Source organism: Geodermatophilus sp. SYSU D01045 (assembly GCF_054050295.1).
On record NZ_JBJGZB010000001.1, the window covers coordinates 225809 to 240029 of the forward strand.

Consider the following 14221-nt stretch of genomic DNA (forward strand, 5'->3'; position numbering starts at 1 on the left):
GCCGGTGCCCGGCCGCGGAGATCTCGCGGCGCAGGTGGGCCGCAGTGCACAACAGCGCCCTCGGCCGGCTCGCAAGCAACGGTGAGTCGGCATCGGCGATGCGCGCTCCGCTGCAGCATGACGCCTCCTAATGTCTGCGGGGTGCCGAGAGTGACCGTGGTGGATGCTGGCGACGGCGCGTCGACTGTGCTGCGGTGTGGATGCATCGGAGCCGGCTGCGACTGTCCGGTCGCCGTCCTGGACTGTGGTGTGCGCCGCGACTCAGCGGCAGTCGCTGCGGAGCGCGTGGCTAACGTGCTCGGTCCCAACAAGCGCTCGGTCGACTCCTTGATTGTTTCCCACTTCGACGTCGACCACTGGAACGGCTTCCCTGCGCTGGCAGCACACCTGTCCGCAGCGTCAGTCAAGACACTTGATTTGTACTACCCGGGACTACCGACCACTACGAGCCAGCCCGCGCGGCGCAGAGGTGGACCACCGCGGACGCTTCCAGCAACCGCGTTGGCTCTCGTAATGACTTCACGTGGCACTCGAGTCACCGCTTTAGAGTTGCAGAGCGCACTTAAGTCATACGGGCTGCAGGTACGGGGCTTCCCCTTGTTCGCGGGTCAACGCTTCCAAGTCGCCGGGCGTCACTTCACTGTCCACTGGCCCCCGCCCCACTTGGACGCGACGACAGCACGCTTGCTCGCTAGGGCTATCCATGAGACGAATGACCTTGCTGATGAACTGGAACGAGCCGGTTCTCCTCAGCTGCGCGAGAACCTGGACGCCGCCTACGATCTCGCCCCTTTCTCCCCTCAACCCGATGACTTTGCATGGATCGACGACCTGATTGACGACGACGATCTACAGGGAGAGGTCAGCCGCCTTCCGAAGACCGTCGAGGCCTTCGAGGACGACCTAGAGGGCGAGGATGTTGGCGGCACGGTGCCACACCTAGAGGACACGTCTCTCCTCGATGCCGACATCCCTGAGGAGTTTCAGGAGCGCTTCAAGAAAGTCCTCCAGCTCGGCCGTCGGGCCAGCAACGACCTTTCGCTCATCCTTAGTGAAGGATATGGGTTTGATGAACCCCTGGCCACTCGGCGGAGGCGGCGAGGATTCTTCGCCGCCTTCGGCGATGCGCGCTGGAGCATTCAGAGGGCAGCTATTGCCACAATGCACTCTGACTACGACGTCTTACTCGCGCCACACCACGGCACATTCAGCCTTCCCCCGGGGTTTCCTAAGGCTCACATGTGCATTGCTCAAGCGGGCTCTGACCATTTCGAGCGATGGAACCGCCACCTTGGCCCCCATAATCAGGCGCGATCATGCATCAACACCCACCTGGTTGGCACCGTGAGCGTTTGGTGATCTCGCGAATCACCGAGTTCACAGCAAGTACTTACATCTAGCTGCCCGTGGGATGGGGCCATGAGTGCCGGCGAACGGCCACACTCATCTGGCCCCTCCCTTCGCTGCAGTGATCTCGCGGCGGAGCTGCGCGTACGTGGGCGCCTGCACCGGCAGGAACGCCACCTCGCGCACCCGCCGCGCGGTGTCGCTGGCGGCGAGGTAGCCCTGCCCACCGCTGACGGCCGACTCCAGCCGCACCGCCTCGGCGGCGAGGTCGAGCGCGGCCAGCCGCAGCCGCGCCAGGTCGCCGGGGCCCACGCCCACCCGGTCGCCGGCGAGGTCCTCCAGCCGCCGGGCGGCGTCGTCGCGGCGCTCGGACAGCGCGTCGGCGTCGGCCCGCAGGACGCCGGGGACGTGCTCGGCCGCCGCGTCCAGCGCGGCGTCGGCGACGCCGAGGGCCAGGGAGGTCTGCAGCAGCAGCATCGCCGGCCGGCACACCGCCACGAAGGAGGACAGGTCGTCGCTGAGCACCTGTCCCGGCCCGACGGCGACGCCGTCGAGGTGCAGCCCGCCGGTGCCGGTGCCGTTGAGGCCGAGCAGGTGGAAGTGCCCGGTCGGCGTCACGCCGGGGTCGGTCAGCCGGAACAGCACGACGACGCGGCCCTCGTCCGGGGTGCGCGCGGGGGTCACGACGACGGCGTCGTCGAAGAGGTTGGACGCCCAGCCGACGGTGCCCGACAGCCGCCAGCCGGCGCCGTCGCGGGTGGCGGTGACCGGCAGCGTGCCGGTGCCGGCGAGGTCGGCGACCGCCGGGGCGAGCGCGGTGGCCCCCGGGACGGTGCCCGCCCGCAGCCCCGCGACCAGCTCGGGCTGCGGCTGCGGCGGCGGGCAGCAGCGCAGGTACTCGAGGACCATCCGCTGCGACCAGGCGGCGAAGGCGGTGGCCAGCGACACCGACGCGAGCTCCCGGACCATCCGCACCGAGGCCAGCAGCGCCTCGGTCGGGTCGTCGTCGTCCCGCTCGAACGCGCCGATCGCGCCCAGCCGCCGCAGCGCCGGCCGCACGTCGGCCCGCCCGGTGTCGACGTCCCCGGCCCGCCCCAGCGCCTCGCCCGTCGTCGTCATGCCCGGTCCCTACCCCCGAGCGGCCCCTCACGCGCGAGATCCCGCGATCTCGTCCGCTCCGGCTCCGCCGGCGGACGAGATCGCGGGATCTCGACGAGGGTGTGTGGGGGCTACAGCCGGACGTAGAGGCGCAGCGTGACGTAGGCGGCGATCGCGGCCAGGCCCACGCCGGCGGCGCCGATGATCGGGCTGATCGTGGCGATCGCGCCCCAGTCGACCGGCGGGATGATCCCGGCCTTGATCGGGCCGGCCAGCGTCTTGTCGACGAACAGCACCTTGGTCAGCACCAGGCCGCCGACGGCGAGCAGCGCACCGATGAGCCCGGCCAGCGCGGCCTCGAGGATGAACGGCAGCTGGGTGTACCAGCGGGAGGCGCCGACCAGCCGCATGATGTTGGTCTCGTTGCGGCGGTTGAACGCGGCCAGCTGGATCGTGTTGGAGATCAGCAGCAACGCCGCGAGTGCCTGCACCACCGCGACGGCGATCGTCGCGTTGCGGGCGCCGTTGAGCAGGCTGAACAGGCGGTCGAGGAAGTCGCCCTCGTCGCGCACCTGGTCGACGCCCTCCTGCCCGTTCGGGAACTCCGCGGCGATGACCTCGTAGCGCTCGGGGTTGACCAGCTCGACCCGGAAGCTCTCCGGCAGCGCGTCCTGCGGCGTGTTCTCGACCAGCTCGGGCTGCTGGGAGAACTGCTGCCGGAAGCGCTCGTAGGCCTCCTCCTTGGACTCGTAGATGAAGCTCTTCACCTCCGACGAGTCCGACAGCTGCTGCTCGATCGTGCTGCGCTGCTCGTCGGTGACGTCGTCGGCCAGGAAGATGGAGACCTGCACCTTGTCGTAGTAGATCTCCTTCATGTCGGAGATCATCCCGGCGATGAGCAGGCCGGTCCCCATGAGACCGAGCGAGATGGCCGTCGTCAGGATCATCGCGACCGTCATGGTCAGGTTGCGACGCAGCCCGGTGGCCACCTCGGAGAGGACGAAGTTGACGCGCATGGATTCCCTGTCGTGAGGTGCAGGTCCGAGGAGGGGTGACCGACCGTCAGCGGCCGACGCCGTAGACGCCGCGCGACTGGTCGCGGGTGATCTGGCCCCCGTTGAGCTCGATGACGCGACGGCGCATGGAGTCGACGATGTGGTAGTCGTGCGTCGCCATGATCACGGTGGTGCCGGTGCGGTTGATCCGCTCCAGCAGCAGCATGATCCCCTCGCTGGTCTCCGGGTCGAGGTTGCCGGTGGGCTCGTCGGCGAGCAGCACCAGCGGCCGGTTGACGAACGCGCGGGCGATCGCGACCCGCTGCTGCTCACCACCGGACAGCTCGTGCGGCAGCCGGTTGGCCTTGCCGTCGAGGCCGACCATCTCCAGCACCTCGGGCACGACCCGCTTGATCGTGCGGTGCGGCTTGTTGATGACCTCGAGGGCGAAGGCCACGTTCTCGGCCACGGTGCGGTTGCGCAGCAGCCGGAAGTCCTGGAAGACGCAGCCCATGGTGCGGCGGAGCTTGGGCACCTGCCACTTGCTCATGCCGTTGAGGGTCTTGCCGTTGACGGTGACCGTGCCGCGGGTGGGGTCGTCCTCCTTGAGCAGCAGCCGGAGGAAGGTCGACTTGCCGGAGCCGGAGGAGCCGATGAGGAAGACGAACTCGCCCTTGTCGATCTCCGTCGACACGTCATCGAGGGCCGGCCGGGAGCTGGCCGGGTAGAGCTTGGTGACGTGTTGCAATTCGATCACGAGGGGCCACGGTACCTGCCCGGCGACCCACCATGGTCGGTTCACGCGGAGACGCACCGGGAGCAGTTCCCCGGCCCGCGCACCCACCCAGCGGGATCTCCCGGCGAACTGCTCCGCGGTGTGACCGACCCGACGCCTCAGCCGGCGGCGACGGTCTCCTGCTGACGACGCCAGCGGATGCCGGCCTCGATGAACGAGTCGATGTCGCCGTCGAGGACCGCCGAGGTGTTGCCGGTCTCCTGCTCGGTCCGCAGGTCCTTGACCATCTGGTACGGGTGCAGCACGTAGGAGCGCATCTGGTTGCCCCAGCTGGAGCCCTCGCCCTTGAGCGCGTCCATGGCGGCGCGCTGCTCCTCCTGCCGCTTGGCCAGCAGCCGCGCCTGGAGCACGCGCATCGCCGCCGCCCGGTTCTGGATCTGCGACTTCTCGTTCTGGCAGGACACCACGATGCCGGTGGGCAGGTGGGTGATCCGGACGGCGGAGTCGGTGGTGTTCACGCTCTGCCCGCCGGGGCCGGAGGACCGGAAGACGTCGATGCGGATCTCGTTCTCCGGGATGTCGACGTGGTCGGTCTGCTCGACGACCGGCAGCACCTCGACGCCGGCGAACGACGTCTGCCGGCGGCCCTGGTTGTCGAACGGCGAGATCCGCACCAGCCGGTGCGTGCCCTGCTCGACCGACAGCGTCCCGTAGGCGTAGGGCTGCTTGACCGCGAAGGTGGCCGACTTGATCCCGGCCTCCTCGGCGTAGGAGGTGTCGTAGACCTCGACCGGGTAGCGGTGCCGCTCCGCCCAGCGCAGGTACATGCGCATGAGCATCTCGGCGAAGTCCGCGGCATCGACGCCGCCGGCCTCCGAGCGGATGGTCACCAGCGCCTCGCGGGCGTCGTACTCGCCGTTGAGCAGCGTACGGACCTCGAGCTCGTCGATCTCCTTGCGCAGCGCGGCGAGCTCGCGCTCGGCCTCGGCCGCGGTGGCCTCGTCGGACTCCTCCTCGGCCATCTCGTGCAGCACGCCGACGTCGTCGAGCCGGCGGCGCAGCTCCTCGACCCGGCGCAGGTCGCCCTGCAGGTAGGACAGCCGGGACGTCAGCGCCTGGGCGGCCTCGACGTCGTTCCAGAGGTCCGGCGCGGCGGCCTGCTCCTCGAGCTCGGCCACCTCGCGGCGGAGCCGGTCGACGTCGAGGACGGACTCGATGCTCGAGAGGGTCGTGTCGAGTTCGTCGAGGACGACGGGGAAGTCAGCGGCCACGTCGATCCAGGGTAGTGCGCCGCCCGTCCGGGAGCGCCGGGCGCTGTCAGCCGATCCGGTCGGCCATCCACCGGGGGACGGCGTCCGGCGGCCGCGGGTGGTCGCGCAGCTCGGCGAGCAGCGCCTCCCGCGGCAGCGGCGGCCCCTCGGGCTCGGCGTCGGCGTTGAAGATCGGCAGCAGCCGGCTCGTGGCCCGGTCGAGGGTCATGTCGGTCTGCAGCCAGGTGCCCCGCTCCGGCGTCCACATGACCCGCTTGAGCTCCTCGACGGCGGTCCGGACGGCGGCGGTGGCCGGCACCGGCACCGGCTCCCCGTCGGCGGGCCCGGCGGTGAGCAGGTCGCGGCGGACGTCGCCGACGACCGTGGCGCGGTAGCGGACGCGGGCCGCGTCGGCCGGCGCGGCGGCGAGCAGGGCGGCGCCGAGGTCGCGGAGGACGGCGGTGGTGTCGCGGGCGGGCGGGGTCACGCCCGCCATCCTCGCAGCGGCCCGCCGGGTGACCGGGCCGGCACCGGGTACCCCTCCGGCATGAGCGAGCCGCGGCGCAGACGCACCCGCGAGGAGTACGCGCGGGGCCTGCCCGACCACCACGACCCGACGGCGGGCATCGGCGGCGCGGCGCCGGCGCAGTCGGCGCTCACCCTCCGGCTGGTGCTGGCCGCCTTCGGGCTGGTCACCTGCACGGTGTTCGGCGTCCTGTGGTGGCGCACCGACCTGCCCGCGTGGCCCGCGGTGGTGCTGTTCGTCCTCGCCGCGGTCGCGCTGGTCGACCTGGTGGTCGTCGCCCGGCGCAAGCGGCGCGGCGAGCCGGGCTGACGGCGGGAACGGGCGCGCGCCCACGGCGGTTGCAGCGCCACGTCGACCGCCGAGCGGGAGGAGCGCGGCATGCGCGCCGTCGTCTACACCGAGTACGGGGAGCCCGACGTCCTGCACGTCGCCGAGGTCGAGGAGCCGCACGCCGGGCCGGGGCAGGTCCGGATCGCCGTCCGCGCGGCGAGCGTGAACCAGTTCGACTGGAAGCAGGTCACCGGCCTGATGGCCCGCGGTGAGCGGCCGGCCGGGCCGGCCGTGCCCGGCGTGGACGCGGCCGGGGTGGTGGACGAGGTCGGCGAGGGCGTGACCGGGGTGCGGGTCGGCGACGCGGTGCTCGGCCTGGGCCGGCGGACCGCCGCCGAGCACGCCGTCCTCACCGGGTGGGTGCCCAAGCCACCGGAGGTGTCGTTCGAGGTCGCCGCCGGGCTGGGGGTGGCCGGGGAGACCGCCGTCCGGGTGCTCGACCTGCTCGGGCTGGACGCCGGCCGCACGGTCGTCGTCGACGGCGCGAGCGGCGGCGTGGGCAGCGTGACCGTGCAGGTCGCCGTCAGCCGCGGGCTGACGGTCGTCGGGACGTCGTCGCCGGCCAACGCCGACTTCGTCCGCTCGCTCGGCGCGCTGCCGACCACCTACGGCGCGGGCCTCGTCGACCGGGTGCACGAGCTCGCCCCCGACGGGGTGGACGGCGCGGTCGACACCGCCGGGCGGGGGTCGGTGCCTGACCTGATCACGCTCACCGGCGACCCGGGGCGGGTGGTCACCATCGCCGACTTCGGCGCGGCCGGGCTCGGGGTGCACGTGACGTCGTCCAGCTCCGGCGCCGCGCCCCGCCTGGCCGAGGTCGCCGGGCTGGTGCGGCAGGGCCGGCTGCAGCTGCCGGTCGCCGGCACCTATCCGTTCGAGCGGGCGGCCGAGGCGTTCGCGCGCAGCCGCGAGGGCCACGTCCGCGGCAAGCTCGTGCTCGTGCCCTAGGGCTCGCGGGTCTCGGCGACCACCCAGCGCAGGTAGTCGGGACCGCCGCCGGCCAGCGGCAGCGCGATGACGCACGGGACGTCGTAGGGGTGCAGCTCGGCGGTGCGGGCGACGATCGCCGGCACCAGCGCGGCGCGGGTGTGCAGCGCGACGCGAGCCTCCGGGTCGTCGTGCACCTCCCCCGCCCACCGGTACACCGACCGGATCGCGGTCAGCTGGTGGCCGCAGGCGGCCAGCCGCTCCTCCACCAGGGTCCGCGTGTAGCCGGCCAGCCAGTCGGCGTCCGGCCCGGTGACGACCACCTCGACGACGTCCACGACGGCCATCCTCCGGGTGCGTGCGCCGGGCCGCGCCGGGTAGGGGCCGCCCATGAGCGACGACCTGACACTCGAGATCGACGGCGAGACGTACGTGCTGCGGCAGGGCGACGACGGGCTGCAGGTGGGCCGCCGCAACGGCGACGACGTGAGCTGGCTCGACGACGTCGACCCGTCCCTGCTGCCCGAGGACGCCCGCACCGCGCTCGCCGAGGGTGACACCGCGAACGCGGCGCTGCGCACCGCGATCGGCGGCATCGTCCAGGCCGAGGTCGAGCGCGGCGGCTGACCCTCCGGGGTGGCCGCCCGGTGCCCGGGCGGCCACCCCGGTCAGCGGTACACGTACGGCGCGAGCGCCGGCTCCTCCGGGACGTCGGGCGCGTTGCCCGCGCTGTCGCCCGCGTAGGCGAGGAACGCGGCGTGGTCGGTGGGGAAGGTGAGCGGGTCGACGCCGGGCTGGAACGGCTGCAGGCAGGTGGTCGCCGGGATCCGCGAGCGCACCGCCGGCCCGTCGTGGGTCAGCGCGTCGGCGACGATCGCGTAGCCCACGGCGTCGTAGCTGCCGATGGCGAAGTGGTCGGCCGCGTCCGCCGGGCAGACCTCCTGGACGGCGATGTTCGCGACCGCGCCGGCGCCGGTGCGCAGCGGCGAGCTCGGCGTCAGGGCGTTGGGGACGACGACCTCGTCGGCTAGCGTGTAGGCGACGGTGTAGTCGACGCCGGCGAAGGTCTCCGCGCCGCTGTTGAGCGCCTGCAGGAACCGCGACCCGACCGCCTGCTGGTGGAACGCCGGGTTGCAGTCCCCGCAGGTGACCCCGGAGAGCACGGTGCCGTGGTTGGACGGCGACAGGCCCACGACGTCGTCGACGAGGGCGCGGGTGTCGGGCCAGAACCGCAGCGCCCAGCGCGGCACCATCCCGCCCTGGCTCCAGCCGACGACGTCGACGTCGCGGCGCGACTGCTGCGCCATCGTGCGGATGGCGTGGACCAGGTACTCGCCGGCGACCTGGACGTCGCCGGTGGCGTCGGAGGGCAGCGTGACCGTGCACCAGCGCCAGCCGTTGCGGTCGAACGCGCGGGTGTAGTTCCAGCCGAAGCCGACCTGCGGGTCCATGGTCGTGCCGGGCACCAGCAGGACGGGGTCCTGCGCCAGGCCGCGCAGGGAGCCGTTGCAGGACAGGCTCGCGTCGAGGTCGACCCGCGGCACCGACAACCTCGGGCCGGGCCGGTCGAGCGGGGCGAACTCGCCCGTGTCGGCGGGAGCGGGCGCGGCGCCGGCGGTGCCGGTGCCCAGGAGGACGGCGGCCGCGGCGGTGGCCAGGGCCGTGGTCAGGGCGGTCAGCAGTCGGGACCTCGTCATCGAGGGTCACGTCTCCCCACGGTTCCGGCGCGCACCGGTCACGCGCTCGTGGAACACAACGAGCGACCGTCCCAGGAGGTGTGGGGCCCGCCGCGGGCCGGCTCCGCTGACCGAGGGCCGCGGCGGCAGGGCCCAAGGACCCTCCGCGGCGCCGGGCGGCGGTCCTAGCGTCGGGGCCGGACGCCGATCACGCGGCGCCCGAGGCGCCACCCCAGGGAGTCGCCATGACCGCCTCCACCGATCGTCCGCCCGCCGCCGAGCAGCCCGCCGTCGCCGGCGCGCCCGCCCCGGCCGAGGAGGTCCAGCGGCCCTCCGACGCCCCGGCCACCCCGCTCACCCCGGAGAAGCGCGGCATCGAGGAACGCGGCTGGCTGCTGTTCGCGATCGTGGTCACCTTCATCGCGCTGGCCTTCGCCGGGATGATCGTGCTCACCGCGCTGGGTGGCGGCACCGACTACGCGCCCTGGGGCGGCTGACCGCCCTCCCCTCTACAGCGCGCCGTCGGGCGGCCGCACCGCCCGGCGGCGCACCTGCTCGCCCAGGCCGAGGACGTCGAGCGCGTCGAGCAGTACGTCCCGGCACGCCTCGAACCGCTCGTCGCCGACCGCCGCGCGCACCCGCGCGTCGACGTCGGCGCGGGTCTCCCGGGCCACCTGCACCACCCGCCGCCCGGCCGGCGTCAGCGCCACCGGGCGCCGCCGCCGGTCCTCGGCGTCCCCGGCCGGCCCGACGTAGCCGAGGTCGGCCAGCTCCCGGAGCGTCTTCGACACCGCCTGCTGGCTGACGCCCAGCTCGGCGGCCACCTCCGTCGCGGTGGCGGGGCCGGCCAGCAGGCGCTGCACGAGGTAGCCGTGCCCGCGGCGCAGCCCGGTGCCGTCGAATGCCCGGAGGACGGCGTCGTCGACCGCGGCGCCGAGCAGGGAGAGGACGGAGGCGAGGTCGAGCTCCGGGGACCTGGACACACAACCATGGTTGTGCAAGCGTGCGGTCATGACAACCACGGCACCGGACACGGACGTCGCCACGGTCGTCCGCCGCTACTACGCCACCGTCTCCGACCTCACCGCGACCGAGGACGACCTGCGCCCGCTGCTCGGCGCGCAGTTGCGGGTGGTGGAGCACCCGAACGCCGTCACGCCGCGCGGCGCCGTCCGCGACCTCGAGGGGACGCTCGCCGGCTTCCGCGCCGGCAAGGCGCTGCTGCGGGAGCAGGTGTTCGACGTGCACGAGGTGGTCACTGCCGGCCCGCGGGCCGCCGTCCGGGCCACGTGGCGCGGGACCGTCGGCGCCGACGCCGGCCCCCACCGCGCCGGCCAGGAGCTGGTCGCGCACGTGGCCGCGCTGCTCACCGTCCGGGACGGCCGGGTCGTCGACCACGAGACCTTCGACTGCTACGAGCCCCTGCCGTAGGCCGGTCAGTCCATCTGCCGGCTGATCAGCGTTTCGGACGTCGGCCCGAGGAACCACGCCAGGACGGCGACGCACCCCCGGGCGACGGCGGCGTGGGCGAGCGCCGTGCCGCCGATGACGGGCACGGTCGCCGGCCACAGGTCCTCCGGGTCGTGGGAGCCGCCTGCCACCTCGGCGAGCGGCAGGTGGTGCAGGCTGTTCGCGACGAAGGGGACGACGACCCCGAGCACGTGGACGAGGGCGGCAGCGAGGGCGACGGCGCCCGTGCGGACGGCGCCACGCGTCGTCGTCACCGCTCCTCCCCCTCCGCCTTCCTGCGGCGCGACGGGTCGATCGTGAGCTCGCCGTCGAGGATCCGCAGTTGACCCTCCGTCAACGGCTTCGCGTCTCTGTCGGCCTCTCGGTACACCGTGTACTTCTCGGTCAACTCGTACAGCACGCGACGCTCCTCGCGGGCATCGGCCATGTCCTGGCGGTCCCGATCCGTGAACCAGACGATCGCCACGGGTCCCCCTCGGCCGCACGGCAGTCCCTGCGCACGAGTAGACACCCGACGACGGGCCGGAGCCGGGCGTCCCGGGCGGAGAGGCCCGCACCGCCCTCGTCAGGCGACGGGGCACTCCTCGCGGCGGGTCACTGCTGGGCCGCGAACCGCTCGTCGAGCAGACGGTTCACGCAGGCCTCCGCCTCGTCGACGGCCCGGGCGTTCTCCCCGCTCGGGCACCGGTCCCACGAGGTGCGGGCGACGCCGAGCGCGATGTAGGCGACCGAGATGTCGAGGTCGATCTGGTCGATGCTGGTGATGGTCGGGCTCATCGCGACCTCCGCGTCCTGTGCCTGTGAGCTGCACGTTAGGTCGCGGGTGTGACAGTTCGGTTGCCCCCGAGGACGTCGGCGGATGCCGATCCGTCCCATGCGGCCCTCCCTCCCCCTAGCGTCGCCGTCGACCCACCGGACGACGACGGAAGGCGATCCCATGACCGGTTCGACCACCCTCACGCGCGAGCGGGCCGACCTGATCGAGTCGCTGCGGCGGCACCGGGCCTTCCTGCGGTTCACCGTCCGCGGGCTGACCGACGAGCAGGCGACCCGGCGGCCGACCGCCAGCGCGCTGAACCTGGCCGGGCTCATCAAGCACGTGGCGGGCACGGAGGCGTCGTGGGTGCGCTTCGCCGAGGGCGGGGCCGAGGCGATGCACCGCAACTGGGGCCCGGACGTCGTCAGCCGCCACTGGCACCTCGAGCGCGGGGAGACGCTGGAGAGCGTGCTGGCGGGCTACGAGGAGGTGGCGCGGCACACCGACGAGGTGATCGCCTCGATGCCCGACCTGGACGTCGACCACGAGCTGCCGGAGGCACCCTGGTTCGAGCCGGGCGCCCGCTGGTCGGCCCGACGGGTGTTCCTGCACGTCATCGCCGAGACCGCGCAGCACGCCGGCCACGCCGACATCCTGCGGGAGTCCATCGACGGCCAGAAGACGATGGGCTGACCCGCCCTCCGTCGAGACGACCGGGGCCGGTCCTCAGCGGTCGACGTACCGGTCGGTCTCGACGACGAACCGCCCGGTGGCGGTGTTGGCGTCGATCCACTCCGGCAGCAGCGGGATCCGCACGGTGACCGTGGCGCAGACAGCGAACTCCTCCCCCGGCCCGAGGTAGGCGGCGGTAAGTCAGCAGGCCCGCATTGGAAACTCCTCCGGCGAGACGGGTTGACTCTGACCCGGCCCAGGTTGGCCGGTCGACGTCCAAAGGCCCCCACAGGGCCGCATCCGCAGCGCCTCCTTGACCAGCCGACGCAGCGGGATCCCCCAACCCTCGAGATTGGACTGCGGGTCTGCATTGCGACGACGTCGGGCAGCGGCATCCGGAGCAGGAACACGACCGAACTGCACATCTGGCTTGCGATAGAGCTTCGGCTTAGATCCCCCGAAATCGGGCCGATGCTGTCTCCGACTAGACGACAGGAACGAGCGCCCACAGGAGATCTCGTTGCGCCGCGGCATCCTCTCTGCGTCCGCCCTCTGCTTGCTTGCGCTCCCCGCGTGTGATGGCTCGAACGACGCACCGTTCCAAGGACAGCGCGCGGAAGCGGTCGCCTCACAGCCCACGGCACTGGACACCGAGAGCACCTATGCCAGCGTGGAGGACCTCGCGGAGGACCTCACTGCCGTCGGCGTCACCTGCAACATGAACACCAACAGCCCGCCGGTCGGCGGGTGCGATGTCCTAGGCGGCCACCTCACCTTCTACGTCGAGCCACGGAGCGCCTCCGAGCGGCGCTTGGCTGTCCACCGCAGCAATCCCGCCGGCTGCGGCTCAGCGGCTGTTCCTGGCCTCACCGCTCAGGGACGCATACTCAGGGGCAACGATTGGATGTTGATGGACACCCAGGGGTCCCCAGCGATGGCGGCGGTCGAGTTAGCTACGGGTCGGACATCAGAAGCCATATGCCCGTGATGCAGTGAGGGGAGCTGTTCGAGCACTGGGACGACTGCCAGTCAGCTTGATCTCAACCCAAGCCTGCCGATGCACAAGACATGAGGAGTGCGGCGCTCATCGCCTTGACAGGGGCGGCGTTGTTGGCGCTTGCAGGCTGCAACACCGAGGTCTCAGGTGTGGCGAGCGCTGCAGGCGAGGCGAGTGCTACGGCCACCCCAAGGACGACGACCGCTCCACAACCGGTGGTGCGGACCCCAACGCCAGTTGAGCTGGCAGAAGCTAATCTCATCAATCATTGCAATCAGTATTGCGACATCCTGGCCGCGAGTGACCCGCTATGCCGGGGTGGGGTAAACGAATGTCTCACCGTAGACGATCTGGCGGCGGCATTGACGAACTTGCGGCTCGGTGCTGCCGACTTGGTGAACCTGGGCGAGACGCGCTTTTCCGCAGTCGTCGAGGCGATCGATTCCGCACACGACAGCCTCGATGATGTGCGCGCCAACGGGTGCGACGGCATCGACTGGCAGCTCGGCGGGTTGCCCGGAAGCATCTGCCAGCTGATCATCACCACCGCCTCACTGTCAGCTGCAACGGTGCCCCTGGCAATCGAGAACACGCTCCGGTGATGGCGCTCAGGTAGTCGCCGCAAGCGGTGACTGTCACAGCATGCGGGCCGCCCAACTGCAGAGACTTGCCCCGCCCGGTCAGGGCCAAGTAAGGCGGGGCTGGCGGAGCGGATCCACCACGAAGCTGATCTGATCAGGGCCCTGAGAGCTCGGCTGATCACCTCGCGCGACCCCCGCGGCCGGTCCATGCAAGCGCGGTCTGAGTGATCAGCACCGCTCGTATCGAGAGTTCCACACCAAGTCGCCCACTCTGATGTTGGAACCAACATCCACGACCAACCACCGATACCAGAAGCGGCCAGCAGCACTGCTGCACTAAAACGACTCACGGAACCCACATGGCATCGCGCAACAACACCGCCCTGCTCCTCGGCATCGTCGCCTGTTTGCTCGGCTTCATCTTCCTCTTTGTGCCGGTCAAAGCCGCGATCGGCGCCGATTGCGGCAGCGTGTTCGGCGGTGGCGATCTCGAGAACATGAACATGTTCGATAGCGGCTATGACATGGTCGAGGACGCCTGCTCAGCCGCTCGCACTGACCGTTGGCAGTACAGCGCACCCTTGATTGCACTCGGTGGGGCTCTCTGGCTGGGCGCTTCGATGTCCGTTGGCCAGTCGTCCGCCGGCCAGCCGTCGCAGGCGCTCAAGCAAGACGAGCAGGTTGCTGCCGGAGAGGACTGACCGTCCGGTCAATGCTGCGGATTGCGAACACAGCACCGCCCCGCCCGGGGAGTTTGACCACCAGGGCGGGGCGGGTTCGCGGGCGTCGTTACCGCGACTCCGTCTCGGTCAGACCCTAGAGGCTCACACCGATTGCCTCGCGCAGCGCCCGCAGTCGG

The 14221-nt window shown here is 71.7% G+C and carries 20 protein-coding genes and 1 pseudogene; 10 read left to right on the forward strand and 11 right to left on the reverse strand.

Annotation, left to right across the window (positions count from 1 at the left end; all coding sequences use genetic code 11):
- Window positions 1-117: 117 nt before the first annotated feature.
- A pseudogene (locus ACI798_RS01215) lies at window positions 118-480 on the forward strand (MBL fold metallo-hydrolase); the annotation flags it as partial.
- Between the two features lie 183 nt (window positions 481-663).
- Window positions 664-1359, forward strand: coding sequence for a hypothetical protein (locus ACI798_RS01220; protein WP_457047036.1), 696 nt, complete (start codon window positions 664-666; stop codon window positions 1357-1359).
- Window positions 1360-1443: 84 nt separating this feature from the next.
- On the opposite strand, the gene ACI798_RS01225 is transcribed toward ACI798_RS01220, so the two are convergent.
- The 5 genes from ACI798_RS01225 to ACI798_RS01245 all read right to left on the reverse strand — a co-directional run bounded on the left by ACI798_RS01225 (window position 1444) and on the right by ACI798_RS01245 (window position 5913).
- The gene (locus tag ACI798_RS01225; RefSeq protein ID WP_457046966.1) at window positions 1444-2466 is read right to left on the reverse strand and encodes a hypothetical protein; all 1023 of its coding nucleotides are present in this window, start codon (window positions 2464-2466) and stop codon (window positions 1444-1446) included.
- A 110-nt stretch (window positions 2467-2576) separates the two neighbouring features.
- Window positions 2577-3461 (reverse strand): permease-like cell division protein FtsX, encoded by an 885-nt coding sequence (gene ftsX, locus ACI798_RS01230; RefSeq protein ID WP_456941274.1) that lies wholly within the window; start codon window positions 3459-3461, stop codon window positions 2577-2579.
- A gap of 46 nt (window positions 3462-3507) precedes the next feature.
- Window positions 3508-4197 carry a cell division ATP-binding protein FtsE gene (ftsE, locus tag ACI798_RS01235; RefSeq protein WP_456938721.1) on the reverse strand — a complete coding sequence of 230 codons (690 nt, stop codon included), beginning with the start codon at window positions 4195-4197 and terminating at the stop codon, window positions 3508-3510.
- Window positions 4198-4334: 137 nt separating this feature from the next.
- A complete protein-coding gene (gene prfB / locus ACI798_RS01240) occupies window positions 4335-5447 on the reverse strand; it encodes a peptide chain release factor 2 (protein WP_456941273.1) in 1113 nt (370 codons plus the stop codon).
- Window positions 5448-5493: 46 nt separating this feature from the next.
- Window positions 5494-5913, reverse strand: coding sequence for a hypothetical protein (locus tag ACI798_RS01245; protein ID WP_457046967.1), 420 nt, complete (start codon window positions 5911-5913; stop codon window positions 5494-5496).
- 60 nt (window positions 5914-5973) lie between these two features.
- On the opposite strand from ACI798_RS01245, the gene ACI798_RS01250 reads away from it, so the two are divergent.
- Together ACI798_RS01250 and ACI798_RS01255 are read left to right on the forward strand one after the other, a co-directional pair.
- Entirely contained in the window at window positions 5974-6261 is a 288-nt protein-coding gene (locus ACI798_RS01250; protein WP_456941271.1) for a DUF6343 family protein, read from the forward strand.
- A 69-nt stretch (window positions 6262-6330) separates the two neighbouring features.
- Window positions 6331-7230 carry an NADP-dependent oxidoreductase gene (locus tag ACI798_RS01255; protein WP_456941270.1) on the forward strand — a complete coding sequence of 300 codons (900 nt, stop codon included), beginning with the start codon at window positions 6331-6333 and terminating at the stop codon, window positions 7228-7230.
- Here the strand turns inward: ACI798_RS01255 and cutA are convergent.
- Window positions 7227-7547, reverse strand: coding sequence for a divalent-cation tolerance protein CutA (gene cutA / locus ACI798_RS01260; RefSeq protein WP_456941269.1), 321 nt, complete (start codon window positions 7545-7547; stop codon window positions 7227-7229). The genes ACI798_RS01255 and cutA overlap by 4 nt on opposite strands.
- Before the next feature lie 52 nt (window positions 7548-7599).
- Here cutA and ACI798_RS01265 point away from each other — a divergent pair, with 52 nt between their 5' ends.
- Window positions 7600-7836, forward strand: coding sequence for a hypothetical protein (locus ACI798_RS01265; protein WP_456941268.1), 237 nt, complete (start codon window positions 7600-7602; stop codon window positions 7834-7836).
- Between the two features lie 41 nt (window positions 7837-7877).
- On the opposite strand, the gene ACI798_RS01270 is transcribed toward ACI798_RS01265, so the two are convergent.
- Window positions 7878-8906: a lipase family alpha/beta hydrolase gene (locus ACI798_RS01270; RefSeq protein WP_457046968.1), complete on the reverse strand. Its 1029-nt coding sequence runs from the start codon at window positions 8904-8906 to the stop codon at window positions 7878-7880.
- 224 nt (window positions 8907-9130) lie between these two features.
- On the opposite strand from ACI798_RS01270, the gene ACI798_RS01275 reads away from it, so the two are divergent.
- Entirely contained in the window at window positions 9131-9382 is a 252-nt protein-coding gene (locus ACI798_RS01275) for a hypothetical protein (RefSeq protein WP_456941266.1), read from the forward strand.
- Window positions 9383-9394: 12 nt separating this feature from the next.
- On the opposite strand, the gene ACI798_RS01280 is transcribed toward ACI798_RS01275, so the two are convergent.
- Window positions 9395-9868: a MarR family winged helix-turn-helix transcriptional regulator gene (locus ACI798_RS01280; protein ID WP_457046969.1), complete on the reverse strand. Its 474-nt coding sequence runs from the start codon at window positions 9866-9868 to the stop codon at window positions 9395-9397.
- A 28-nt stretch (window positions 9869-9896) separates the two neighbouring features.
- Between ACI798_RS01280 and ACI798_RS01285 the strand changes: the two genes are divergently transcribed.
- Entirely contained in the window at window positions 9897-10316 is a 420-nt protein-coding gene (locus ACI798_RS01285; protein ID WP_457046970.1) for a nuclear transport factor 2 family protein, read from the forward strand.
- A 5-nt stretch (window positions 10317-10321) separates the two neighbouring features.
- On the opposite strand, the gene ACI798_RS01290 is transcribed toward ACI798_RS01285, so the two are convergent.
- The 3 genes from ACI798_RS01290 to ACI798_RS01300 all read right to left on the reverse strand — a co-directional run bounded on the left by ACI798_RS01290 (window position 10322) and on the right by ACI798_RS01300 (window position 11132).
- The gene (locus tag ACI798_RS01290; RefSeq protein WP_457046971.1) at window positions 10322-10609 is read right to left on the reverse strand and encodes a hypothetical protein; all 288 of its coding nucleotides are present in this window, start codon (window positions 10607-10609) and stop codon (window positions 10322-10324) included.
- Window positions 10606-10821 carry a hypothetical protein gene (locus ACI798_RS01295; RefSeq protein ID WP_457046972.1) on the reverse strand — a complete coding sequence of 72 codons (216 nt, stop codon included), beginning with the start codon at window positions 10819-10821 and terminating at the stop codon, window positions 10606-10608. The genes ACI798_RS01290 and ACI798_RS01295 overlap by 4 nt, the downstream gene beginning before the upstream one ends.
- 128 nt (window positions 10822-10949) lie before the next feature.
- A complete protein-coding gene (locus ACI798_RS01300; RefSeq protein WP_456926199.1) occupies window positions 10950-11132 on the reverse strand; it encodes a hypothetical protein in 183 nt (60 codons plus the stop codon).
- Between the two features lie 160 nt (window positions 11133-11292).
- Between ACI798_RS01300 and ACI798_RS01305 the strand changes: the two genes are divergently transcribed.
- The 3 genes from ACI798_RS01305 (at window position 11293) to ACI798_RS01315 (ending at window position 14063) form a co-directional block, all read left to right on the forward strand.
- On the forward strand, window positions 11293-11805 hold the full coding sequence (locus tag ACI798_RS01305) for a DinB family protein (RefSeq protein ID WP_457046973.1): 513 nt from the start codon (window positions 11293-11295) through the stop codon (window positions 11803-11805).
- A gap of 1047 nt (window positions 11806-12852) precedes the next feature.
- Window positions 12853-13383, forward strand: coding sequence for a hypothetical protein (locus ACI798_RS01310; RefSeq protein ID WP_457046974.1), 531 nt, complete (start codon window positions 12853-12855; stop codon window positions 13381-13383).
- Between the two features lie 338 nt (window positions 13384-13721).
- A complete protein-coding gene (locus ACI798_RS01315; protein WP_457046975.1) occupies window positions 13722-14063 on the forward strand; it encodes a hypothetical protein in 342 nt (113 codons plus the stop codon).
- Window positions 14064-14221: the final 158 nt, after the last annotated feature.

Bases quoted from the DNA above. Each gene is read 5' to 3' on its own strand.
- ACI798_RS01225 (WP_457046966.1), bottom strand. From the start codon at position 2,466: ATGACGACGACGGGCGAGGCGCTGGGGCGGGCCGGGGACGTCGACACC.
- ftsX (WP_456941274.1), bottom strand. From the start codon at position 3,461: ATGCGCGTCAACTTCGTCCTCTCCGAGGTGGCCACCGGGCTGCGTCGC.
- ACI798_RS01250 (WP_456941271.1), top strand. From the start codon at position 5,974: ATGAGCGAGCCGCGGCGCAGACGCACCCGCGAGGAGTACGCGCGGGGC.
- ACI798_RS01255 (WP_456941270.1), top strand. From the start codon at position 6,331: ATGCGCGCCGTCGTCTACACCGAGTACGGGGAGCCCGACGTCCTGCAC.
- ACI798_RS01265 (WP_456941268.1), top strand. From the start codon at position 7,600: ATGAGCGACGACCTGACACTCGAGATCGACGGCGAGACGTACGTGCTG.
- ACI798_RS01270 (WP_457046968.1), bottom strand. From the start codon at position 8,906: ATGACGAGGTCCCGACTGCTGACCGCCCTGACCACGGCCCTGGCCACC.
- ACI798_RS01275 (WP_456941266.1), top strand. From the start codon at position 9,131: ATGACCGCCTCCACCGATCGTCCGCCCGCCGCCGAGCAGCCCGCCGTC.
- ACI798_RS01285 (WP_457046970.1), top strand. From the start codon at position 9,897: ATGACAACCACGGCACCGGACACGGACGTCGCCACGGTCGTCCGCCGC.
- ACI798_RS01300 (WP_456926199.1), bottom strand. From the start codon at position 11,132: ATGAGCCCGACCATCACCAGCATCGACCAGATCGACCTCGACATCTCG.
- ACI798_RS01305 (WP_457046973.1), top strand. From the start codon at position 11,293: ATGACCGGTTCGACCACCCTCACGCGCGAGCGGGCCGACCTGATCGAG.
- ACI798_RS01310 (WP_457046974.1), top strand. From the start codon at position 12,853: ATGAGGAGTGCGGCGCTCATCGCCTTGACAGGGGCGGCGTTGTTGGCG.
- ACI798_RS01315 (WP_457046975.1), top strand. From the start codon at position 13,722: ATGGCATCGCGCAACAACACCGCCCTGCTCCTCGGCATCGTCGCCTGT.